The 24,059-nt window shown below is 40.3% G+C and carries 15 protein-coding genes and 1 pseudogene; 8 read left to right on the top strand and 8 right to left on the bottom strand.

The annotated features are described in order from the left end of the window. Positions 1-212 precede the first annotated feature (212 nt). The 5 genes and pseudogenes from ING2E5A_RS09305 to ING2E5A_RS09285 form a co-directional block, all read right to left on the bottom strand. A pseudogene (locus ING2E5A_RS09305) lies at positions 213-1,241 on the bottom strand (IS481 family transposase); the annotation flags it as partial. Between the two features lie 103 nt (positions 1,242-1,344). Beyond that, entirely contained in the window at positions 1,345-1,914 is a 570-nt protein-coding gene (locus ING2E5A_RS09300) for a hypothetical protein (RefSeq protein ID WP_071137174.1), read from the bottom strand. A 2-nt stretch (positions 1,915-1,916) separates the two neighbouring features. After that, entirely contained in the window at positions 1,917-2,453 is a 537-nt protein-coding gene (locus ING2E5A_RS09295) for a 2'-5' RNA ligase family protein (protein WP_071137173.1), read from the bottom strand. Next, positions 2,450-2,920 (bottom strand): A1S_2505 family phage non-structural protein, encoded by a 471-nt coding sequence (locus ING2E5A_RS09290; RefSeq protein WP_317039798.1) that lies wholly within the window; start codon positions 2,918-2,920, stop codon positions 2,450-2,452. Before ING2E5A_RS09290 ends, ING2E5A_RS09295 begins: the two co-directional genes overlap by 4 nt. Continuing rightward, entirely contained in the window at positions 2,913-3,626 is a 714-nt protein-coding gene (locus ING2E5A_RS09285) for an exodeoxyribonuclease X C-terminal domain-containing protein (protein WP_071137172.1), read from the bottom strand. Before ING2E5A_RS09285 ends, ING2E5A_RS09290 begins: the two co-directional genes overlap by 8 nt. Positions 3,627-3,936: 310 nt before the next feature. Here ING2E5A_RS09285 and ING2E5A_RS09280 point away from each other — a divergent pair, with 310 nt between their 5' ends. Then, on the top strand, positions 3,937-5,265 hold the full coding sequence (locus ING2E5A_RS09280; RefSeq protein WP_071135811.1) for an IS1380 family transposase: 1,329 nt from the start codon (positions 3,937-3,939) through the stop codon (positions 5,263-5,265). A 248-nt stretch (positions 5,266-5,513) separates the two neighbouring features. Here ING2E5A_RS09280 and ING2E5A_RS09275 read toward each other — a convergent pair whose 3' ends face one another. Genes ING2E5A_RS09275 through ING2E5A_RS09265 form a run of 3 tightly spaced genes read right to left on the bottom strand, consistent with a single transcriptional unit; the run spans position 5,514 to position 8,265 of the window. Beyond that, positions 5,514-6,326: a radical SAM protein gene (locus ING2E5A_RS09275; protein ID WP_071137171.1), complete on the bottom strand. Its 813-nt coding sequence runs from the start codon at positions 6,324-6,326 to the stop codon at positions 5,514-5,516. Further along, on the bottom strand, positions 6,326-6,838 hold the full coding sequence (locus ING2E5A_RS09270; protein WP_071137170.1) for a hypothetical protein: 513 nt from the start codon (positions 6,836-6,838) through the stop codon (positions 6,326-6,328). The genes ING2E5A_RS09275 and ING2E5A_RS09270 overlap by 1 nt, the downstream gene beginning before the upstream one ends. Positions 6,839-6,855: 17 nt before the next feature. Next, complete coding sequence (locus ING2E5A_RS09265) at positions 6,856-8,265, bottom strand: DUF2130 domain-containing protein (protein WP_071137169.1); 1,410 nt, start codon at positions 8,263-8,265, stop codon at positions 6,856-6,858. A 293-nt stretch (positions 8,266-8,558) separates the two neighbouring features. On the opposite strand from ING2E5A_RS09265, the gene ING2E5A_RS09260 reads away from it, so the two are divergent. From ING2E5A_RS09260 to ING2E5A_RS09230, 7 genes are all read left to right on the top strand, one after another. Then, complete coding sequence (locus ING2E5A_RS09260; protein WP_071137168.1) at positions 8,559-8,792, top strand: helix-turn-helix transcriptional regulator; 234 nt, start codon at positions 8,559-8,561, stop codon at positions 8,790-8,792. Positions 8,793-8,816: 24 nt separating this feature from the next. Further along, the gene (locus tag ING2E5A_RS09255; protein WP_071137167.1) at positions 8,817-9,851 is read left to right on the top strand and encodes a helix-turn-helix transcriptional regulator; all 1,035 of its coding nucleotides are present in this window, start codon (positions 8,817-8,819) and stop codon (positions 9,849-9,851) included. A gap of 126 nt (positions 9,852-9,977) precedes the next feature. Beyond that, positions 9,978-10,889 carry an IS982 family transposase gene (locus ING2E5A_RS09250; protein WP_005842164.1) on the top strand — a complete coding sequence of 304 codons (912 nt, stop codon included), beginning with the start codon at positions 9,978-9,980 and terminating at the stop codon, positions 10,887-10,889. Between the two features lie 34 nt (positions 10,890-10,923). Next, complete coding sequence (locus tag ING2E5A_RS09245; RefSeq protein ID WP_071137166.1) at positions 10,924-14,349, top strand: helicase-related protein; 3,426 nt, start codon at positions 10,924-10,926, stop codon at positions 14,347-14,349. Positions 14,350-14,366: 17 nt separating this feature from the next. Then, on the top strand, positions 14,367-17,420 hold the full coding sequence (locus ING2E5A_RS09240) for a DUF1156 domain-containing protein (RefSeq protein ID WP_071137165.1): 3,054 nt from the start codon (positions 14,367-14,369) through the stop codon (positions 17,418-17,420). Between the two features lie 21 nt (positions 17,421-17,441). Then, positions 17,442-20,768 carry a DUF499 domain-containing protein gene (locus ING2E5A_RS09235; protein WP_071137164.1) on the top strand — a complete coding sequence of 1,109 codons (3,327 nt, stop codon included), beginning with the start codon at positions 17,442-17,444 and terminating at the stop codon, positions 20,766-20,768. A gap of 14 nt (positions 20,769-20,782) precedes the next feature. Then, positions 20,783-24,058, top strand: a complete 3,276-nt coding sequence (locus tag ING2E5A_RS09230) for a hypothetical protein (RefSeq protein ID WP_071137163.1) — start codon at positions 20,783-20,785, stop codon at positions 24,056-24,058. Position 24,059: the final 1 nt, after the last annotated feature.

The raw sequence follows: 24,059 nt of genomic DNA, 5'->3' as shown, positions 1-24,059 counted from the left end.
GGACTTGATCTGACAGTAGGGCTATTTTGTTATATTCTATACGATGGGTTTTCTAAGCCATAATTTCTTGGAATAGGAAGATAATGAGAGGGGGATTTTAGTCCCCCTTGACCATTCCAGTCAGTCAGGTTATCGCTGGCAGGTTGCTCTCCAGCAGAGCCTGTTTCCTTTTCACCTGACGGAGGCAAAGATACAACATTTTGGTAATGATCGGATAACATTTTCTCCTTTGTAAGATGAATGCTGTCCAGCCACGTTTGCATTGGAGTTTTGCCATAGCAATGTTTACCGGTATGAGGTCTTTCATTGTTATAGTACTCTAGCCAGACATCCACATCATTTTGAAGTTCTTCCAGATTGTTATAAATCTTTTTGCGGAATGCCGTGGCATAAAACTCATCCTGCATAGTCCTGTGAAACCGTTCGCAAATACCATTGGTCTGGGGACTCTTGGCCTTTGTTTTGCTGTGCTCTATGTCTTCAATGGCCAAATACAACTGATATTCGTGATGTTCCCTAGCACCGCAGTATTCAGTACCCCTGTCAGTTAAAACACGCAGTAAAGGAATACCATACTGGTCATATAAGGGGACAACCCTGTCATTGAGCATATCAGCGGCAACCAGTGCTATTTTGCGGTCATACAGCTTGACTGTCGCCACTTTGGAATAGGTGTCGATGAAGGTTTGTTGGTAAATCTTGCCCACACCTTTGATATGACCGACATAGTAGGTGTCCTGCGCGCCAAGATAACCGGGATGACAGGTCTCTATCTCCCCGTGCGCGACTTTTTCCTCCTTGGCCTTCTCCAGGGCTGCCACCTGCGATTCGGTAAGAATTAATCCCTCCTGTGCAACCTTACTTTCAAGGGCTTTCAATCGCTTTTGAAAAGTCTCCAGGTCATGCCGGAGCCAAACACAACGGACTCCACAGGGAGAGATAAACAAGCCCTCTTTCTTCAATTCATTAGAGGCCCGGGTTTGCCCGAAAGCTGGGTTCTCTATCGCAAAAGCGACGACTCGCTCTTCGATATGCGCTTCAATACGATTCTTGATATTGGGCTTCTTCCTGCTCATTTCCCGGAGGGCTTCTTCTCCTCCTTCTGAAAATAAGTCCTTGTAACGATAAAATGTATCCCTGCTATATCCTAAATACTTACAGGCCAATGATACGTTTCCTAATTCTTCGGCCAAGTTCAATAAACCTAACCTGCTTTTGATTACTTTTGTTTCTACATTCATTTCTGACAGTTTTAAAGGGTGAAACTTGATTTTGTCTTTAGCATTACAAATTTAATTTGTTTGCCCTTTAACTGTCAGATTAAATCGAAACTAATTCACATAATCAAAGGTCATCCATAACCTTTTTGCGTGTTTCATCAGCATTAGCTTTGTCAATATAGCGAAGGATAACAGCGGCTGAATTGTAATCCTGCTTTTTCATTGTGAGCTGTATCTTACCATTTTCACATGAGAATTCTGATACATAGTGACATTCTTCACGAAGTAAAGCATGGAATTTCAAGAAATCGTCGGACGGCGTTCTATCTGAAAATTCTTCTATACATTCTGGTGTTCCGTATTTCTCTGTCAGCATATCCTTCAGAGTATAATACGATTTTGTGATACCACTCCAAGATTCTTCTTCAGGGAAAATGACAGCCACAAGATTAACTTGATCACGGTCAGAGAAACGTGCCACACCTACCGTACAGCCTTTAGTAGCAGCAAACTCTCCCTTCAGTAGAGCCATGCCGTCTTGCTGTCCTAAGTAAGTAAAGCCTTTGCTTTTAAGCTTTTGGACAAAACTATCAAGTGTACCTTCAATAGGAATACCCTTGAACTTCATGTGATTAGTCTGAGCATTGCAGACTGTGCAAACTGCGAGTAGCAGCGATAAAATCAATTGCTTCATAGTTAATACGTTTTATTATTACTAAGTTTTGTTTCATATATAGTTTTTCCCCGAAACTCACGATAGTCAACATCTGACAGCATCAAAGTAAACGGCTTCAACGAGACTGTAGAAACCAAATCTTGAAGATTTTGAAGTGATAAATCTTTATCTATTATACGTCCCAATGTAACGTGAAGTCTGAACTCCGAATCAATTTGGCATCCAACAGCTTTCATGTTTGAGCGAATAGCCTCTGTCAATAAAAGAAAATCATCAGGTATAGTCGTTGATGTTAGATGTACGATAAACATCCCTGAATATGTAGAAAGCACATCCAGTTTATCGAATGTCAAAACAGGAGCTGGGAATACTGTAAGATGTTTCTTCAGTATTGGGAGTAAATCAAGATTCGCTGGCGTTTCATTTAAGAATGCCATTGTAATATGATAATACCCAGTCTGCCATCTTACAGGAACTCCAGTAAGAGCATTTCTTAATTCAACGAACCAAGGTTCATCGAATTGTATTGGAACATATATTTCAAGATACGATTTCATACTTTTTCAGTTATCCCCAATAAGACTTTCCAAAAACTAATTGGCAGAAATACATTTGAAAGTTTTGCAGCGTCCCTAAACAAAGGCCCTATTTCCTTTGATGTATAGCCAGCAATACCACATCCAACTGGAGTTACATAAAACTTTAGTTCCTGATGTTCCTTTGCGCATTGTGTAAAATGCCCAACTGCTTCTTTGGTACTATCAATTCCTTCCATTGTCGGAAGTGCGTAAGACTTTCCTTGAAGTCCTTCTCCATTGCCCCATTCAGCACCGAATCTATTATATGCAGCTCTTGCCGCTCCGCCCATGTGAAGCCCCTTGATGTTGCTACCAAATACGAATATCTCGTTTTCTCCTAGAATATTTATCTTGGATGGAGTTATTCTGACAGGTAGTTCTCCTGTATTGCCACCTGTCATCCAGTACTGTTCTTCTGGTGTATAATAGTTTACCATACTATTCATCTTTATTGTTTAGTTTTTGTGCTTGAAAAGAATCCCAATCAACCCGAAAAGAGTCATTGTTACTTTCCAGCCATTGCAAATATTGGGCATCTGTAGCATATACTGAGGCTAATGACTGACCTTTATATTTGCCAAACTGTATTACATCAGTAGGCTTTAAGCTAACAATACAAGATTCATGATATTTTACAACAGCTTCCACATCTACATATAATCTTTGTGACTGCAATACTGCCCATTCAATGTATTGCCAATCCTTCTCTATGACTTCTCTTAGGGTTACACCTTTGTATTTACCGAAGTCAATGGAGTCATCGAGACCTAAAACTTTCGAATTATCAGAGGATGGTTCTCCCTGTATATCCAGAAGTTTCCAAGAACCACATCCTGAATTTGGAATTTCCTGTGGCTCCTGATCTTCCTTTTTACACCAACAAAGGTCCTCAATATCTGAACTATCAGCACGTTCTCCGTTGCGATAATAATATCCATAAGCCTTTCCATACTTTCCATATTTTCCATGGGGCATCACCTTCACCACCTGGACATATTGAGACCTGTACCAACCTGACACCCTTCCATCAGGAAATCTTTGTGCAGTAAAAGGCAAGGCTCTACCGATATTGTAGTAGAGTTCCATGATGTTATTGTGAGGAAACTTACAATTAACAGCATCTATGAGCTTACTTTTTTCTTCTTCTGTCATTTTGTAAATCAGATAATGATGCTTGAATCTATTCTCTTTGGGCTTCCATGAAGAATATTCGCTACTTCTCGACAGCCACAATCACATTTCTTAATCATCGCACATCCAGAGCACATGCCGGACTATATTCGCTATTAGCAAACGTATTCCAATAGTCAATATCTTCAATCATAGGTTTTCTAAAAATATGCCCCACAATATGTGGCGAATGATTACAAGTACGACCTAAAAGTCTCAAATAAAAGTTGCATATGTCAGGTAAAGTATTTATCTTTAAAGTGTTATACAAAAACAAACATTCACCCGACACATGCAAGACAAAAATAGTAAAAAAATCTCATTTACTGCCTGTTCAGTAAAGAAAAAGTTCAGTTCAGAACAATTAACATCATATTCAGGGTTAAGCGTAACCTCTGATTTTATCAACCATTGCGGTATTTATGGCAAGCTGGAACATCTTTTTCCAACCATCCGCCACAATGCAAGCCGTTTCAGCACAGCCCAAATACTCTCAAGTATCCTGTTGGCATCGTTGTGCGGTGTTCACCGTTTGAAGCGGATTGAAAACTTCACCTTTGACGCCTTGGTTGCCCGCTTGTTGAAGTTACCCAAGAACATTGACGAGGACACCATACGCCGCCATTTGACAGGTTTGGGTGAAAGGGGCGCCCGTTCGCTTCACGAGCTGTTGTTGGGTTTTACAGGCATGCAAGTTTCCCGTTGCGGTTTAAGCCGCTTGACACTTGATTGCGACTCAAGCACATTTACCGTTTACGGCAACCAACAAGGGGCTGAGGTGGGTTATAACTCGCATAAGAAGGGTTCGAAAAGCTATCACCCCATCTTATGTTTTGTCACGGAGATGAAACTGCTTGTCAATTCATGGCTCCGCCCGGGTTCAGCTTACACCTCAAACGGAGTTTGTGAGTTTGTCAAAGAAACCTTGGCCGCTCTTCCCCAAAAGGTGGAGAAGGTGTTTTTCAGGGCCGACAGCGGTTTTTTCAATGGTGGATTATTTAATTTGTTAGAAGACGGTAAACATGAATATTTGGTGAAAGTAAAGCTGAAAAACCTGAAAGATTTACTTGCCGGGCAGACTTGGCAGCCGATTGGCCCACGGACGGCGACCTGTCAGTTTACACATCAATGTAGCGGTTGGAGGAATCCCCGCATGTTTTATGCCGTGCGCATCATAAAGCAAATGGTTGAAGTCGATTATTTTGGCGAAAAACAATTTGTACCCGAGTATGAGTACTTTTGCTATTGCTCGAACCTGAAAGGATTGGATGCCTTGCAGCTCCATACCCTTTATGGATCCCGATCAGAGAGTGAGAATTGGATCGAGCAAACCAAAAACTCGCTTTGTGCGGGAAAAACCATCACGCATGATTTTTGGGTAAACGATATTCTTTGGCAACTTTCGTCATTTGCCTACAGTTTATCGGTGCTCATGCGATACCGGGGCGACTTTTGGGTTTGGCGTCAAGAGCACTCTACCTTCCGAGAATGGTTTATCCGAGTGCCGGGAAAAGTGGTGAAATCCGGCAGGCAGGTCACGGTAAAAATGCCTAAGGAGTATTACCGAAAAGCGGGGTGGCGTGATTTTGAGCAGCGAATAACGACAACGATGACCGGATGACGGATTTTCACTTAATCGTCCATCGCCATCTTTCGTGTCGTAAAAGGGTTTATGACAAGGAATTGCCATGCCTTGGAAGAGTGGTAATGTTAATATATATAAAAACGCCACCATAAAAAGTAAATCAACACGTTAAACGTGCAAGAAACAGTGAAGATGAAAAGAAAATAAAACGGTATCTCTCGAAAAAAAAGAGAAATTCCGCTTTGAAAACTATTAACTTGAGTTGGGAATTTTAAATGAGATTTTTAAGTACGAATATTACCAGCTGGGTCTATAACAAAGAATCCTTTTGCTGCTGCGCATTGATAACCTATATGGATATGCTTATACTTTTCAACATCTTTAATGGCACAAAGTGGTACTTCCGTTCCCACATTACCTTGCTTATTTGCGTAAGACAACACTTCTTCTGCGACATCGAGCATTCCATTGACTTGCGATGGCGTCAACATAAGTTCATCCATATGTGCAAGTCCTCTTCCTCCAGGAAGGAATCGGTTTAGCAAGACATCATCGGCTCCATTTATCAATCCTAAGGACATTGTTTGAAATAGTTCCCCATAATTCTTTTTGGTTACAGTCACATTCAACGTTGTTTTCAACCCTAGTCTCTTTGCGACTTGAAACCAATGTAGGACACCATCAGCATTATCAACGCCAGTATGCTCTTGGAAAGTGTCATATCCAGGTAAACTCATGCTAAGGTGAACATTCAATTCTTTGAAAAGACGAATGTAGTCCTCATTCATCTTACGAGCATTGGAAATAAGGACTATAGGCAAATCAAGACCTCTCTTTCCGCCTTCCTGCCGGATAAAGCGAAGGATGGATTCAAAACCATCCTTCAATAGTACTTCTCCACCAGATATTGAAAATGACTCAACTCCTTTGTCGTAAAGGACTTCCACTACCTTTTTCCAATCACATACGGTCAATTCTTCACCTTTGGGATATGCCGAATTAGGCGCATCCCACGGGCAAGAACAAAACTTACACTTATGATTACATCGATAAGTCAGTTCCAATGCTACGGATTTGGGTAGATGTGCTATCTTCATTATTCTATGGATATTCCTGTCATTTTTTTAATTACATCTAACTCATCCTTAATCAGATGCGTTGCGTCATAATAATCAGTATAGGATAGCTCATTCTTCAAGAAAGCCAGGACTGCCTTATATGCATCTTCATCACTACATTGCACAATATTATATTCTTGTTGTTCCTTTGTTTTGAAATAGAAAACATAGTACAACCCCTCTGTGAATGCATCACCATCATCATCAGTTATGCCTAACTTGTTTATACAGTCAGCACAAATATGTTCCACTTTGGCATCATATCCAAGTGCTTTTATCTTTTCAACCTGTTTCTTAATGCCGTTACGACTACTCATCCAATCGAATTCTTCAATCAGTTGACCGCATGATTCGCATTTAACCTTACGCAATGGAGGGGGTGCAGGAGAATAACACATTGCTCCCATGTGAATACTTTCTGGAGCTTCAGCTTCAGAAAGGGCTTTCAGCTGTGCAATCAGCTCTTCTTTGGATAATGATTTATTTTCCATAATCTCTTGAATTTGAATTATTCATTACTATCTTCAACATCTGTTGAATTGTGCTCTTTTCGGGCCTCTTCAAATTTAGCCTTCATAGTTGGATTCTTGTATGTCAGTTTGCGAATGGTCAAATCCTCTGTGTCCTGCTGTGCCAAACGAAGATTATTTTCCGAGCCAAGCAAATTCTCTTTAACTTTCAGAAGTTTAGCGATAGTGTCATCTATTTGCTTCACGGCATCTTCGAACTTTTTTGAAGCTAACTCATAGTGGCGACCGAATTTTGACTTAAACTCCTCCATTTTGTTTTCGAAGTTTGTTACATCCACTTCCTTACTCTGTGCAAGAATAAGTTGTTTCTTATATTCAAGGCTTTTCTTTGAAGCCTGAACAAGTAGGTTGATAAATGGAACAAAGAACTGTGGACGGATGACATACATTTTCGGATATATATGTGACTTGTTAACTATACCATTGTTGTACAAATCATTTTCTGCCTCCAACAGACTTACAAGAACCGCAAACTCACAACCTTTCTTGCGTCTATCTTCATCAAGTTTTTTCAAGAAATCATCGTTTTTATGTTTTGTTGCCGTTGTGTCCATTTCATTTTTCATCTCAAACATGATGGAAATGTACTCTGTACCGTCTTCAGAGTCACGGAAGATGAAGTCTCCTTTTGTGCCGTCGGTGGCATCATTATCCTTATCAAAATAGGCGTTGGGCATCATCGGACGAATATACTGTTCAAACTCAATGCTACAGTGCTGTTCCAATGTTTCTCCCACCATTTTGGTAGACATACGAGTTTTTAAATCCTTATAGTAGTCAACCTGTTCCTGCTTTAATCTCAATTCTTCTTCATGACGTTTTACCAAAGCAGCCTCATGTATTTGCGCTTCTCTTTTATCTAATTCTGCAGCTGAGCGCAGTTGAGTTATCTCTGTTTCTTTCGCCTGGACTGTCTGCTGTGCTTTTGTTCGTTCCTCCATCACAGCAAGTTGAAGTCTTGTTTCATTCTGCTCGATAGCAGCATTTAATTGGGCAATAGTCTTGTCCTTCTCAGACAGTGCAAGATCAAGTTCTCCTTTTTTCTGACTTTCAATATTTTCCAACTGGGTTTTCAACCGTGCTATCTCTGCATCTTTTTCTCCCTTAACTTTCTCTAATTGAGACTCAGTTTCAGCTTTGAGTCTTTCTATCTCGGCTTCTTTCACACCCAATTCAAGCTGTTTCTTGTTAAGCTGTGTCTGATAAGATTGTTCTGTTTTGGCTGTTGCCAGTTCTTGCTCTGCCTTATGGCGTTCATTCAAATCGCTTAGACGACGAGCGATTTCCGCTTCAAACTCCGCATTCTTAACCTGACTGACAATGCTTGCATAGTCAGCTTCATCTACTTGGAACATTTGTCCGCAATGTGGGCATTTCAATTCTTTCATGTTTAAATGAATTTAAGTGTTACGAACTCACGATAACGGATGCAAAGGTAAAGTTCAAGAGTGCAGTCTATCTGCATAGATGAATCAAATCTCACTAACAAGAAAAAAAATCCATCGGTAGAACAAATACCATAAATGGCACCTATTTCAGTTGGCAAATATAATAATTTTCGTCCAAAAATTAGCAAGTTCGTCATTTTTTTAGCTGAAAAACAAGAAAAACTACCAAAAATCGGCAGAAATTGAAATAAAAATATTATCTTTGCCACATTAAAATATATAATGTTTACGTTATGGACAACAAACCTCTGAACCGAATCAAAGTGATGATGGCTGAGCGTATGATTACCAATAAAGAACTTGGGAAATTGCTCGGCAAAGATCCGGCCACAGTGTCGAAGTGGGTCACTAATACTTCTCAGCCCACCCTGGAAAATCTCATTGAGATTGCCAAAGTATTAAAATGCGACATAGGAGATCTTGTTCGAAAGGACGACTCCATTGTCATTGACAAGAAAAAAGAGTAATTAACTGAGCAATTAAAGTAGAATATGCCTACAAACAAAAACGCCCTGTTACGGTATCAGATACTTGACCGTTGTTTTAGCAATCGTCATCGTAAGTACACGATTGAAGACCTCGTTGACGCTGTTAACGAAGCCCTCTATGATATGTACGGTTCTGAAGTAAGTGTGCGTCAGATACGTGATGACATCAAATACATGCGTGATCGTGTGTCCTACGATGCGCCAATTGAAGCCGTACCTTTCGATGGCAAAAGATGCTATTATCGTTACTCTGACCCAGATTTTACAATTTTCAACAACGAATTGACAGTTGAGGAGGTTACCAAACTTACTTCTACCATTAAAATGCTTGGGCGTTACCGTGGTGGAGCAAACAGATGGTTAGAAGAAGTTATTTCGAACCTCGAATTTCGTTTTGGCATCAAAACCAATCGTGAACATATTGTATCTTTCGAGCAAAATGACCAATTACGTGGCCTGGAGTTTTTATCAGAACTCATAGATAGTGCCATCAACCATCAACCTTTGAATCTTTTGTATAGAACGTACAATGGGATTGAGACCAACGTAGTCATTCATCCCTATCACGTAAAACAGTACAACAACCGTTGGTTCCTGTTCGGATTAGAACAGACACCTAATGGAGATAGAATCGCCAACAGACCACTTGATAGAATAGTCAAGTTTTCAATTTCAAACGTGGCGTTTATTCCTAACACCACTATCGATTTTACAAATCATTTCGATGATGTCGTTGGCGTAAGCATCCCAGAAGATTGCGTTGGAATGGAAACTGTGGTGCTCAAATTTGATCCAGAACGATTCCCTTATGCTGTATCAAAGCCTATACACCATAGTCAGAAAATTCTCAGTGAGAAGGACTGCATTCTTCAAATAGAAGTTCGTCCGAATAAAGAACTTGAATCTGTTATATTCTCATACTTCCCTCATGTGGAAGTTCTTGCTCCGGCATCATTAAGGGAGGAATTCAAAGAAAAAATAGCGAATAATTTGAAAAAATACTCGACTGTGCAGAATGACTGCACAGATACATTATAAATTTGCAGCAAAAACTGCAATATTAACGTGAGTTCGGGATAAGAAAATCATAAAAAAAGTTGTGATATGGGGAGATTATTTGTATATTTATAGCTGATAATCAAACAAATAACAAACATCAACCCTATGATCACAACAGACAAAGTTATTGAAATATTTTGTATTGCCGACGATTTTTGTGCAGAATATGAGAATGAAATCCGGAATCACCAACTTCAAGCAGGTGACATAACGAAAAGGAGAAACAGGAAAACGCAAATGTCCCAGAGCGAGATTATTGCCGTGATGGTCTGCTTCCACTGTGGAACCTTTCATAATTTCAAGAATTATTACCTGTTTTATATTTGCAAGCACATGAAGAGCTATTTTCCAAATGCCGTTTCCTACAACCGTTTTGTCGAGTTGCAACCCAGGGTGATTGTACCTTTCATGCTGTTGCTCAAACTCTTTGGATTTGGTGAATGCACAGGCATTACATATGTGGATAGCACTCCAATCAAAGTATGTCATAACAAGCGTATCCACTCGAATAAAGTATTCAGGGATCTGGCACAAAGAGGGAAAAGTACGATGGGCTGGTTTTTTGGATTCAAGCTTCATCTGGTCTGTAATGAAAAGGGTGAATTGCTGAATTTCTCTCTCACAAAAGGCAATGTCGACGATAGAAACCCTGACGTAATCAATGTTCTTACCAAAGATCTTTTCGGTAAACTATATGCAGACAAGGGTTACATCAGCACAAAGCTCTTCGAGATGCTGTTTGACCAGGGAGTTCATTTAGTGACCGGTATACGCTCAAATATGAAAAATTCCCTGATGTCATTCCGCGACAAGATTCTCTTACGCAAAAGATCTGTAATTGAGTCCATCAATGATGAACTGAAGAATATCTGCCAGATAGAACATTCAAGGCATCGTTCCACACATAATTTCATCATGAACATAATTGCTGCATTGGTGGCATATTGTTTCTTTCCCAAAAAGCCTTCAATCAAATTTGAAGTGGAAAAGTCAAGTCAATTAACCATTTGGGGATAATATGTTATCCCGAACTCACGTTATTAGGTAAAATATGATAGAAACTGGTAACATTATCAAGAATCTCAGCCCAACAGAGGCTGTAGTAATTGACAAGATCCGCAAGCTTGGCTCAAAATACTCTTTGAGCTATACGGGCGTGAATACTAACAAACGAGGTTCAAAGATTCTTGATGAGCAGCAAATGTCAACATTGGAAGTTCTCACTTCCGATGGAGAATTCAATTTCAAAGGTGACCCTGAGAAATTTGTTTTATTCGCTGAAGCAGAGCGAATCAACTCTGCGTACCAGTTTGACCCATTGTTTGCAATCAACTGTAGTGTTGTCGATCCTCTACCTCACCAGGTGGAAGCTGTTTATAAATATCTTCTACCACAGCCCAAAATTCGCTTTCTTCTCGCGGATGACACAGGTGCTGGTAAAACAATCATGACAGGACTTCTGCTTAAAGAGCTGCTTATGCGTAAAATCGTGGAGCGTGTTCTAATTGTTACACCTGGTGGCTTGACGAAGCAATGGCAGGAGGATGAAATGGGCATCAAGTTCAATATACCCTTTAAGCTCGTTAATAGAGATGTCTTCTCTTCTGAACCAACGGTGTTCCAGACTAACGATCGACTTGTAGCATCTATTGACTTTATATGTCGTGAGGATATTATGCAAGTCGTTGCCAAAAGTACATGGGATTTGGTTATATTTGACGAAGCTCATAAACTGTCTGCTTACGAGTACGGCGAAAAGATTTATAAATCTAAACGATACGAAGCTGCCCACATTCTTGCACAACAATGTGAGCATCTTCTTCTGCTGACTGCTACACCCCACCGTGGACGCAAGGACACGTTCAAGCGACTTCTTCAATTACTTGATGACGATATTTTTGCAACAGCAGACTTGGCTACAGAGCGAGTCCGCGAACTTAGCATGAATGGCGCTAACAAGTTCTTTATCCGCCGTTTGAAGGAAGATATGAAGGATTGGGATGGCAATGCGTTATACAAGAATCGTCACACCAAGACTACCAGCTACAATCTAACCTCGGACGAAAAGCGTCTATATGATGCAGTAACTACATATCTTACCAAGCGCAAGAAAGAGGCTAACGAAACTAAGAACATCCATGTCTCTTTGGCTTTGCAGGTGATGCAACGAAGGTTGGTTAGTTCCATCTATGCAATACGTAATACACTTCAAAAACGTTGGCTTGCCCTCCAAGGTCTTGCTGACGAACTCGACAAGAATCCTTCTTTATGGAAGCAGCGTATCAAGTTTGAGGAATTAGAAGTAGCTAACATTGACGACCTCGACGAACTTGATGATGAAGAAAGGGATGCTCTTGATAATATTATGGCTGATCCAAAGAAGTTGAAGCTATTTACCACTGCCAAGAGTCTTTCGGAAATTAAGGTTGAAGCCGGTGAAGTGAAATCACTTTACGAAATGGCCAATACCCTCTATAATCAGCAACAGGAAGAACAGAAATATAAAGAGCTGAAGAAACTTCTGACATCAGAAGGGGTCATTGATGGAGAGAAACTTGTTATCTTCACCGAGCATAAAGACACGCTCTTGTATCTTCAGGAACGTCTTACCAACAATGGTTATCATGTAGCGACCATCCACGGTGGCATGTCTGTTGATGAACGTCGTATGTCCCAATGTCGTTTCATGAGCAAAGAAGTTCAGATTCTAATCTGTACTGATGCCGCTGGCGAAGGTATCAACCTTCAGTTCTGCCGTCTGCTAATCAATTGGGATATTCCTTGGAATCCGAACCGTCTGGAACAGCGCATGGGACGAATACACCGATATGGTCAGAAGTCTGATGTACTGGTATTCAACATGGTTGCAAGTAATACTCGTGAAGGTCAAGTCCTAAAGAAACTTCTGACCAAACTAGATATCATCAGAGAGCAATTGGGTGATGATCGTGTATATGATGTAATTCAAGATGTACTGAAAGGTGTATCTTTGGACAGTATTATATCTTCCGTACTTAATGGACAGGAAAGTGACCTTGACCTGTTCATTGACAAAGACGCAAAAGATCTTGGGGACTTGTTTTCTCAGTCTATTAGGAATCAAGACAAATCCATTGCCCACTCGTCTGTTGATTATAAAGATGCTCGCAGGCTTAAAGAAGACAGTGACGAAAAGCGTTTGCAGCCAATCTACATCCGTCTATTCTTTGAAAGAGCATTCAAGTATTTGGGCGGCAAGTATGACGAAATAGCTGATGGCATCTTCCAAATCACCTACATTCCCGACATAATCGTATCACGCTTGAAAGAGCAATATAGGATTTATGCTGAGAATTTGACATCACTCTATTTTTTCTTTGATAAGGCTAAGTTCTTAGAATATCAGAATAGTACGGCTCAATATGGTAAAGCGCATTATATCAACCCAGGAAACGCTCTCTTCGATTGCCTGATTGATACTGTCCGCGATTCTTTCAGAGACGAAATGTTGAAAGGTACTGTCCTTGTATCTCCAGAAGACAAGCATCCTTATTTTGCTTTCTTTGTCAAGAATCAGATACAGGACAATCGCCCAACACAAAGTGGCGAGCCCAACATTTCTAATGAGCTGCTTACTCTCATCTGTCAGAATGAAGATGGTGTATTCCAACAAACATCACCTGCAAAGCTGCTCGACCTCTGTCCTCCTGTGGAATTTGCGAAGGAGATTGTTCCTCCAGAACCTGCCAACGAAAACGAAGTTGTGGAATGGGCATACTCCCACCAAACGGAACCTTTGTTAGAGGCCACAGAGAAAATGGTTAAAGAAGATACAGAAAGCCGTAGGGAATACTTGCAGACGGCATTTCAGCAAATCATTCTCGACATTCAAGGTGAGATTAACGAACTCCAAAACAAGATACTCTTCAGTGACGATGAAAAAGTTCAGCAGAAGCTGATGATGAAAGAGGCTCGCTATAACGCTTTGAAAGTGCGCAAGAAAGAGCGACTGGCTCAGTTGGACAATATGATAGAACTATTCCCTGTCGAACCAGAGGTTCTTGGCTGTGCTTATGTTCTGCCACTGAATCAAGTAGAATATCGAAACACCTTTGGTATGAGCCGAGACGATGAAGTAGAAGCCATTGCTATGAAGGTGGCTATGGACTATGAAACCGAACATGGCCGCAAAACTTCTGATGTGTCGAAAGATAATGTTGGCTACGATGTAAAAAGTATCGATGTCCAAGGCAACAAACGCTATATCGAAGTAAAAGGTCGTGCTGGTACCGATGGTGTTATGCTTAGTGAGAATGAAATGAACCGTCTTGCTCAGTTAGGCACAAAAGCCTGGCTCTATATCGTAACAGAATGCCGTAGTGAGTCGCCCATTCTCAACATTGTAAACGATCCTGCCAGAAAGCTTGTTTTTGAGCAAAAGACCAAGGGAGTGCAGTTCTACCTGCCTCTAAGTGAATGGCAATCTAAAAAAGAATAAACAAAAGAACAATATATATGAAAGCAAAGAAGCTAATTGAAGTAGCACTCCCGATTAAGGAGATTTCAGCGGAAAGTGTACGTGACAAGAGTATACGAAACGGTCATATATCTACACTTCATCTTTGGTGGGCACGCCGTCCTTTGCCAGTATGCCGAGCAGTCGTGTTTGCTAGTCTTGTGCCTGATCCACTAGACAAGAACTGTACGCAAGCTTTCAAAGATGCCGTTCAGAATATTTTAAATCCGGCTGATGATGTATTGACTCAATATCAATATAAGCCATACAATGATATTCCTTATACCGCCATTGTCGATCCAATGGAGGATAATTTACGCAATAGGTTACTGATGTTCATAGGTAAGTTTTCTGAAAAATGTCAAAAGGAAATGTTGGCAGGAAAATCTACCACTCCAAAGGAACAATTAGACGAGGGTTCACTCATCAAATGGGAAAACAAAAACAATCCTCGCATACTTCGCATGGCCAGAGAGCTGATATGGGTAGCTTATAATGCAGAAAAGTATCCAGATCTTGGTTATGAGACTCACCACAAAAACTTTTCTGAGGCATTTGATGCTATTAAAGCAGCTGAAGATGCTCTCTATGAAGTAATTGATAGACACCTTCCATCAGCAGAAACAGATGATTTAGAAGGCAACTTACAATCTGCCATTGAGAATTTTCAAAATCAGATGCCCTCTGTTTTTGACCCATTTGCAGGCGGTGGCGCAATTCCTTTAGAAGCTGCACGTCTTGGATGCCGCAGCTATGGTAATGACATTAATCCAGTTGCTCATATTATCGAAAAAGGCAGTGCAGAGTTTCCTCAGAAATTCGGCAAACCTATATGTTTTAGTGAAGAAGAGTTCAATCGTATTTATGGAGAAGAAGGATTAAACCTGATTACCGAAAAAGGAATTTCAAAAGATGCAAGAGGTTTCTACTTGATTCCTAATAGATTGTCTTTTGATGTTGAGTATTATGCTTTGAAAGTAATCAACAACACGAAGAGTAAATGTTCTGACTTATACGAGTCAACAACTGGTAAAACTCCTTTAGTTTATTATTGGGCACGAACTGCAACTTGTAGTAATCCTACTTGCAAAGCAGAAATACCTATGCTTAAACAATTCTACATATCAAAGAGAAGAACAGCAAAAGCAAAAGATTGGGTGTATCTTAATCCTATCATTTCTGGTAATCATATCGATTTTGAAATTAAAAATGGCAGTTTTGAAGAAGAAGGTTGGAATAGACACGGAAATATCACTTGTCCATGTTGTGGCAGTTTGACAAATATTTCAGAAATAAAGAGACAGTTCAACACTTCCCCTATCAAAGAGCGTTTATTGGCCATAATTGAGGATGGTTCAAAGAGAACGTATCGAGTACCGTCTGCTGAAGATATTCAGCAAATATCCAACATAAAAAAAAGTAAGGCTATACCAAAAGAACAATTAGAGGTCGGAAATGTAAGGAATTTTAATACTCCTGGTTGGGGTATAGACTCTTTCGATGGCTTATTCTCCAACAGACAAAGTGTATTTCTAACTAACTTTAAGAACGAGATAGATAATGTTTGTTCGTCAATTAGCGATGATAAACATTACGTTAGAGCTATCAAAACCTATCTTGCCATTTTGTTTGATAAAGTTTTGTGTAGAAACACTTCTTTCGGTGTATGGCATAAGCTTCAAGAAACAGTTGAACATCCTTTTGGACGGCAAGCAATACCGATGGTATTTGATTATCCAGAAATGAATCCGTTTTCTTCATTGTCTGGCGCTTGTAAAGGACAGTTAGATGCCATAATTTCATATTTGGAGTCTGAAAATTCTTTCCCTGCGGTGTTTAATAATGTAATAAGTGGAGACAAATCTCAATTTGACCCCAAATCTCTTACTGCTGTCATAACTGATCCACCATATTACGATGCTATCGCATACGCAGATTTATCTGATTTCTTTTATGTATGGCTCAAATCAATTCTTTTGAATGAATTTGAGCTGGTATTTGCTACGCCCAAAACGCCAAAACAAGAAGAATGTACTGCACTTAAACATCATCATGGCAATAGTGACGAAGAAGCGAAACACCATTTTGAGAAGAAACTCACATCAATTTTTGATGCAATAGAAACGCAAACTACGGATGTAGTTAGTATAATGTTCGCACATCAAAGTACAGAGGCATGGACAACTCTTTGCAATTCAATTCTTGATGCGAGAATGAACATTACAGGTTCTTGGCCAATGGACACTGAAGTTAGCATTGCCTTAAAGGCAGACATGGCAACTTTAGAATCATCTGTTACCGTTGCATGTAGACCATCGGAGCGTAAAGGCTATGGCGATTTTAAGAGTGTCAAAAAGGATATAGAACAAAAAGTGGCAGAAGAAGTTGAATCCCTCTACGAACTTGGTTTCCGTGGTGCAGACTTATTGACTGCATGTTTTGGACAGGCTGTTAGTGAATTTGGCAAATATAAATCAGTGGAGAAATCTGATGGTAGTGAAGTCTCTGTAGCCGAACTTCTTGAAATGGCTCGCAATGCAGCTTTCGATTCTTTATTGAAGGGTGTGCAAGGTGATGATTACACAAAGTTCTATATTGGATGGCTTCAGTTGAATGGCACTAGTGATACAGACTTTGACGATGCCACTAAGTTCACTCGTGTTGGTGTAAATGTCAACATTAAGGACATCCAGCAGGAACGATTACTAATATTAGAAGGAAAGAAAATGCACATTGCTATGGCAAAAGAGCATATTGGTGGATCGTCTGTCGAAGGAACGCGCCCTGAGGATTCACCAATTAAGCAAGCACATCGTTTCATCCTTTTGTATAGAGAGGGCGACCGTGGAAAAATTCTCCGATTTGTCCGCGACATCTGTCCAGACTCATCCTCTCCCCTATGGCGATTACTTGCCACATTAAAAGAGCTTCTTCCTGCTAATGATGACCAGAAGCAAATCGTTGGCATCCTTCAGAATGCCGATGACCTCCGTCAACATTGCCACGAGGAGTATAAACCAATACAAGGAAACTTGTTTGAAGGTATCGAGTAAAATAACAAAAAACATATCAATATGAACAACGAGAACATCTTCCAGGCATTAGGAATCTTCCTCGACGCAATGCGTCCATTCCTAGTCAGTGTTTTGCAAAACCACTTCCCCGGTGAGCCGTGGGAAGGTGTCTTCTTTCAGCGTTTAACTGCACAAAAACAAGATCAATGGAATCAAGCCCAACGCCAAGGCGTAGAGCCAATGTTGCGTATTGACTATCATAATTTGACTTTTCTTGCAAGCAAATTCCGTGATGAACTAGCGGAAGAACTCGGCAATGACAAAAGCAAAACATTCATTTTTGAAAGTACTATGAGTGAATTGAGGGATGCTCGCAACAAGTGCCAGCATTTCACTCCACTCACAGAAGACGAGAAAGACCGTGCTTTCAGCAACATGAAGCATGTTGCAAATATGCTTGGCATGGCTGATTTGCGCCAAGAAATCGAAAGATTACAAAACAAGCGCACGTTTGCTCCTGCAGCTGTTGCACCCATTGCCGTAACAACTGTAACATCGACACCTGTTGACACTTCAATCGTGGATGATGGCTCACCACTGCCATCCTGGTTTAGGAACTGTTTGCCACACTATGACATTCGCAGTGGCGTTCTTGACGAATCTGTTTTTGCTGCCAACTTGAATGAGGTAGCTCTTGGCACTGGCCCAGAAGTGTACAACAATCCGACATCCTTCTTTGCCAAGACTTACGTAACAGCAGGATTACGAGACATTGCCAACCGGGTTGTTCGCGCTTTAAACGGCGAAGAAACTGAGAATCGCGTCATTTCTCTTCAGACAGGATTCGGTGGTGGTAAAACCCATACTTTGATTTCAATATATCATATAGTAAAAAGTGGAGCTCGTCTGTTGGAATCTGAAAGCTGCAAGCATATTCTCCAGGAAGGAGTTACTCCGAACTTTGAGAATGCCAAAGTTGCAGTCTTTACCAACAACACAACTGACGTATCACAAGGTCGCCAGACTATAGAAGGATTTACCATCTATACGCTATGGGGTGAACTTGCCTATCAACTTGGCGGCAAGGAAGCTTACGAGAAAATTAAGCAAAATGATATAGACCGTACTGCTCCCACGTCTGCAATATTGAAACCCATCATCCAGAATGCAGGGACTTCCCTCATCCTTATTGATGAGTTGGCTGACTATTGTGTAAAAGCTACTTCAAAAAAGGTTGGAGATGGCAATCTCTTCAGCCAAACAAACAGCTTCATGCAGACTCTGACTGAGGTGGTTTCTTCTGTGCCAAAATGCGTATTGATTGCCACTCTCCCTGCAAGTGCAACAGAAGTCGCTGATTCTCAGATTGGTCAAACAGTATTAGACTCTTTGCAGACCAGAATCGTTCGTATAGGTTCAAGTGTCAAGCCTGTTGATGATGAAGAAATCTTTGAAGTTGTACGTCGTCGTCTGTTTGAACAAATCAATGAAACTTCTGTTGTTGACCTCGTGGCCAAACGCTATAAGGATATGTTCCATAATCGATACAGAGACTTACCAGAGTACTGTGACAAGATGGAATATGCCAACAAAATAAAGAAATCCTATCCTTTCCACCCGGAACTTATTGAAATGTTCCGTCAACGTTGGGGAAGTGATCCTCGTTTCCAGCGCACTCGTGGTGTTCTTCGTCTTTTGGCATCAATTGTACAGGATTTGTGGCGACGCAGAGAATCACTTACTGGTTCACAAGCCTTGATACATACATCAGACGTTAATCTTGAAAATCTTGGTTCACTCACTGGCACCATAACAAACCTGATGGGTAGCAACTGGGAAACAGTCATGTTAGCTGATGTATATGGAACTTCAAGTAATGCACGTAAGATAGATGAAGCAGATCCAACAAGTAATATTGGCCAGTACCATCTGACACAAGGTATTGCTACAACTCTTCTTATGGCATCTGTAGGCGCAAAGCAGAACAAAGGACTTGATATCAAGCAGCTTAAACTCTGTGTTTTACGTCCCAAAGCATTCAATCACAATGATATTGATGGAGCATTAAACAAACTTGAACAGGTAGCACATTATCTTTACTCTACCAAAGTTGGAGGAGCAACGTATTGGTTTGAGTCCAAAGCCAACATCAATATCCTCATCGCACAGGCTAAGTCTGAGGTCAAAAAAGAAGATGTAGAGGCAGAGATTATCAAACGACTGAAGAATTCGGCAAGTTTTATACATGAAATCAATGTTCTGGTATGTCCAACTGGCGATGTTCCAGAACAAAAGCAACTCACATTGGTAATTTTGCCTCCAAGCATAGCTATGCCGACTGGTGGAACACCATCAAATTGTCTTACCACGGCAGTCAAAGAAATAGCATTGAAACGAGGTAATAGTGATCGTGTGATGCGCAACACTATCTTCTATCTTGCCTGTTCAGAAGCCGGACGTGGTGCATTGAGTGACAAACTTAAAGACTACTTAGCTTGCACCAAAATCATAGCAGAATATTCAGGAAGACTGGAGCGCGATCAAAATACAGAAGTGCAAAATCGCAAGCGCGAGTACGAACACGGTGTCGATGAAGCTCTGATTCGCGCCTATAATATTGCAATTAAGTATTCAGCAAAAGATGGCATAGAGAGCTATGAAATGAAGAACTATGCTGGCGACTTCTCTTCACAGATACGTATGAACTTGATGACAGAAATCATGGAAGAAGAATGGGTCATCAAGGCTATTGGGAGGAACTTGCTGGATAGAATCAATATGCTTCCAGAAGTGAATCGTCCAATCGCAGTAAAAGAGCTTTATGAGACATTCCTTCGCTTTGATGACAAACCTATGATTACTGGCCCATCAGCAATAGCTGAAACCGTCAATCGTTATTGCGTAAATGGCGTATTTAACGTGGCTTTCGGAGCACCAGGGAGATGGACACGAATAACCCAAGGTGAGAATGTACCATTCCTCGATGTAACAAGTGAGGACTATTGGCTCGTTGACCCATCTGTCGTTATTGAGCCTTCTGGAGCAACTGGTACTGGCACAGGAACGGGTTCTGGTGCAGGAACAGGCTCCGGTGCTACAGGCGGTTCTGGCTCAGGTGAGACAGGAGGTGGCGAGCCTACAGGAGGAACACCTCCTGAGACAAAGACCTATCAAAAGGTTGTTATAAGCGGACAAGTACCATTGGAGAACTATGCTCAGTTATTTACCAGTTTTGTTCAGACATTGCGAAATAACAATCTGAAGATAGAGGTCAAATTTACAGCCAAAACGACTGGAGCTAATCCTCTTACAGAAAACTCAGCCACTGTTAAGAGTGTTAAAGAGTCTGCTTCTCAGCTTGGGCTGGAATTTGACGTAGAAGAATAAAAAAACTGGCATCAGTGCAGATAGGTTGCACTGATGCCCCATATCTTTGCGCCGATTTAAAATATATCTATAACCATCAATATGAAAATATGAGTTACTTCGAGACAATACTCCAAAAAAGAGGACTTGAAGAATGTCCACTTCCTCTGTGGAAGTTAAAAATCACTGAAGAAGAGTTCAAGGAATTGAGAGATCTCCTTGAAAAAAGAACTCATGTTATAAACTTGAATAATCCATTCATAACAGTATGCAAAGAGGCCACATTGTTCTTTGCTGAGTATTGGCGTAGAATGTATGTTGACGGAAAGCATAGCAAACAGATGGTTTATGACGCACTGGAGTCAACAAGACCAAGCGTTAATTATTCGAACGAATTCTATGAAGCTGCTCGTCGTGGTGCAAAGATGCTGAAAATTGAGAAGTATGATGGAGGACGGGCAGATCCTTTGAATGACATGCTTTATCAAGGTGGACTCCCTATGAAGTTGGTGACGGCTAACATAACCAACTCTGTTTGGGATAGGTTCACTCGTGGTCTAGTAAATAGAAAAATCAATTTTGAGGAATTGAACCTTGGCCTGGTTGCTTCGCAAAGTAAGTGCATGAAAGACTACTGCGAACAGCTAATTCTTGGCGTTGAAGCAGAAAGATATCTTTTAATGCCGTTCTACTGTGCTAATGAAAATGATGTCTGGTTCCTATATCTAAAAGAACTTGCAAAACAGGAAAAGGTTCGTCGTCATCAGCTTCATCCATTCTCATTGACATGGGAATTTAGAATAGATACTGTAGAGAAGAAAATATATACCAAGTATATTGTCAAAGGACTTCAACGTCTTCCGCAAGTATTTTTGGAAGAACAAGGAATTGACGATATTGGATTCTTTTCAGTTCAAGTAAGAAAGAATGGTCAGGCTGTTGACACCTTCGATTATGCTAATAATTTCTGTCGCTACCCAGTATTTAGCAAACATCCATGTGAGAACGGAGATTTTATCTCTCTCTTCCTCCACAATCAAGAATATGCTCATATAGGAGATAATCTTGATATAAGTGTACCTCATCTACTGTATAGGAATAAGGATGGTAAGTATGAATTAGGGAACCAGTTAGGAAGACAGGAGTCTATTATTCTTATTCCTGATGGTTGGAATCTTCAGACAGAAACCAATCTTGACATATATGAGTATAGTTGGGGAATGACAAAGTTGCAAGGACTTCACATTCCTGCCGACTACACGGATAATATCGTACTGAAAGGCGAAGATGGATGTATCACATTGGGTATGAATGCTCCTCTATATTGGACAGAATTGCAATCTTCACCACTTTATGTACCAGATGTGATAGAATCACTATATGACGCGAACAAATGCGCTTTTACACTTTGCTATGATACAGAAGATGGAACAGAGTCAAAACGTCACAACGTTCAGTATCGTAACAAATGGCAGAATGTTTGGACAGATACTCCATCTTTCGGTGAAATATTTGCTCGTGCAATAGATACTAATGGCAACTATGTTGCCCCTTTGAGATTCATAAACATTGGTGAAGGATTAGTTATCAGTTTACAAAAGGCTGATAAAAGCTCTTGCCAAATAAAGGTTTCATGGGCGCATGGTCATGTATCTACAACAGAAGGGGAAAAGAAAATCGGTGATGTTTGGGAAATCAAAAAAGAAAACTGCAACGATCCTCGCAAGATACGTTTCACCTTTACTCCTTCTGGAAACAGCAAAAACCAATTTGACATTTCTATAAAAGCTCCATTCAAAGACTTTTCGATTAAAAACATATATGGTGATGACATAGAAAATGATTGCTGGATTCCATATTCAGACATCGATAAGTATCAGTACCACCTGGTTGGACAAGATATAAGAGAATACACATATGGCAATGTCAGAAGGGAGTTAAGATGGAAGGGAGAAAAATTATATATTTTCGAAGATGGTCGAGCACGAAAGACCATCCCCTATGAGGGTAGTCTTTTGACATTATTCGATTCGCGTGAGGCCATACGTTCATTACTTGAACGCACAGCGCAAAACATGTTAAATGCAGAAGTAAATGTTCAGTTTGTTCTTTCAAATGGACAAAGAATCGCTTTCGGTATTAAAGAATCCCCATTCCGTCCTCGACAAATATCAGATGGCCGTGTTGTAATCACTGGTAAAAACAGAAAGCCATTCAAGTTTACTGGTGTGCTTAAACTCATAAAACTGGATGAACCGAACTTGGAACCTTTGGAAATGAAGTATGATGAAGAATCGCAATACTACATTCTTCCTGAGGAAATTCGTTCATGGGGCAAAACCATACTGGTTGGACGCACAAGAGGACGTATATGTCCGGCTTTGGTTGATTTAACCAAGGACATGAATGGTTCATATCGTGCTGAGAATAGAGAGAATGCCATTCTCAATATTAGGGAAAAGTTAAATGATTCCTTGTTAGGCGATGAATTGTGGACAAGAATTATCGGCTGGTTCAATCGTGCCCAGCAAGAAGATATTCCGGCAAGTTCGATTCTTGAACTATATTGTACAGCTCAGGACTACAAGGCATTGCTATGTTTGGCTTTTCAACTGTATGTAAAATGTTCAGACAATGATGAACGCGAGATTCTTAAAGAAAAACTGAAAAGTTTTAGTAATGACCTAGCCTTCCAGTGGTATTGGTTACAACCTTATCTGTCTGGCATCTTCATCCAACTTCAAAATTTCATGTCTGATCCAATGACTCCTGCGATGCAAGATATCTTCATAAAGTGGGCAATGAGTCACGAAGGCGAAGACATGATGAAATATTTGAGTGCATTGAATGTTGAAGAAGAGTATATGAAGAATCTTGTCCAATGTTTATATGATGTCTTGACATCGTTTACCGAATGGATTAAAGACCTGTGCGTATCATCATTGATTGAAGCGTATGGTTATGTATCACACGGTCTTGTCGAAGAATTGGCTGAGACTATCATTAAAAAGCCTAAAGAAATAAGACTTCTCGAACTATCTACAGATGAATATATAGAGTCAAATCAAGATTACCTTGGAGATGAAGTTGGTACCTTCTTTAACAATTTCAATGAACAAGGAAAGGTAGGGAATGAAATGTGGTTATACAAGCGTGTTAATGCTGTTGTCGCTCATATAAGAAAAGAAATAGACCTATTTTCAATAAAAGATGAGATACAAAGAGATAAGATAAGAAGGAGTATTATCTTCTGCAGCAAGTCATGTAATCGTCATTTCATCGTAGCATTAAATAACAAGTTAAGTCATTAAG

The sequence above is a fragment of the Petrimonas mucosa genome, assembly GCF_900095795.1.
Classification (GTDB): Bacteria; Bacteroidota; Bacteroidia; order Bacteroidales; family Dysgonomonadaceae; genus Petrimonas; species Petrimonas mucosa.
The sequence above is the reverse complement of the archived record's forward strand: the minus strand, read 5'-3'. Positions and strand labels throughout refer to the sequence as shown.

Coding starts and splice junctions, on each gene's coding strand:
- ING2E5A_RS09300 (WP_071137174.1), bottom strand. CDS start 1,914: ATGAAGCAATTGATTTTATCGCTGCTACTCGCAGTTTGCACAGTCTGC.
- ING2E5A_RS09295 (WP_071137173.1), bottom strand. CDS start 2,453: ATGAAATCGTATCTTGAAATATATGTTCCAATACAATTCGATGAACCT.
- ING2E5A_RS09290 (WP_317039798.1), bottom strand. CDS start 2,920: ATGAATAGTATGGTAAACTATTATACACCAGAAGAACAGTACTGGATG.
- ING2E5A_RS09285 (WP_071137172.1), bottom strand. CDS start 3,626: ATGACAGAAGAAGAAAAAAGTAAGCTCATAGATGCTGTTAATTGTAAG.
- ING2E5A_RS09280 (WP_071135811.1), top strand. CDS start 3,937: ATGCAAGACAAAAATAGTAAAAAAATCTCATTTACTGCCTGTTCAGTA.
- ING2E5A_RS09275 (WP_071137171.1), bottom strand. CDS start 6,326: ATGAAGATAGCACATCTACCCAAATCCGTAGCATTGGAACTGACTTAT.
- ING2E5A_RS09270 (WP_071137170.1), bottom strand. CDS start 6,838: ATGGAAAATAAATCATTATCCAAAGAAGAGCTGATTGCACAGCTGAAA.
- ING2E5A_RS09265 (WP_071137169.1), bottom strand. CDS start 8,265: ATGAAAGAATTGAAATGCCCACATTGCGGACAAATGTTCCAAGTAGAT.
- ING2E5A_RS09260 (WP_071137168.1), top strand. CDS start 8,559: ATGGACAACAAACCTCTGAACCGAATCAAAGTGATGATGGCTGAGCGT.
- ING2E5A_RS09255 (WP_071137167.1), top strand. CDS start 8,817: ATGCCTACAAACAAAAACGCCCTGTTACGGTATCAGATACTTGACCGT.
- ING2E5A_RS09250 (WP_005842164.1), top strand. CDS start 9,978: ATGATCACAACAGACAAAGTTATTGAAATATTTTGTATTGCCGACGAT.
- ING2E5A_RS09245 (WP_071137166.1), top strand. CDS start 10,924: ATGATAGAAACTGGTAACATTATCAAGAATCTCAGCCCAACAGAGGCT.
- ING2E5A_RS09240 (WP_071137165.1), top strand. CDS start 14,367: ATGAAAGCAAAGAAGCTAATTGAAGTAGCACTCCCGATTAAGGAGATT.
- ING2E5A_RS09235 (WP_071137164.1), top strand. CDS start 17,442: ATGAACAACGAGAACATCTTCCAGGCATTAGGAATCTTCCTCGACGCA.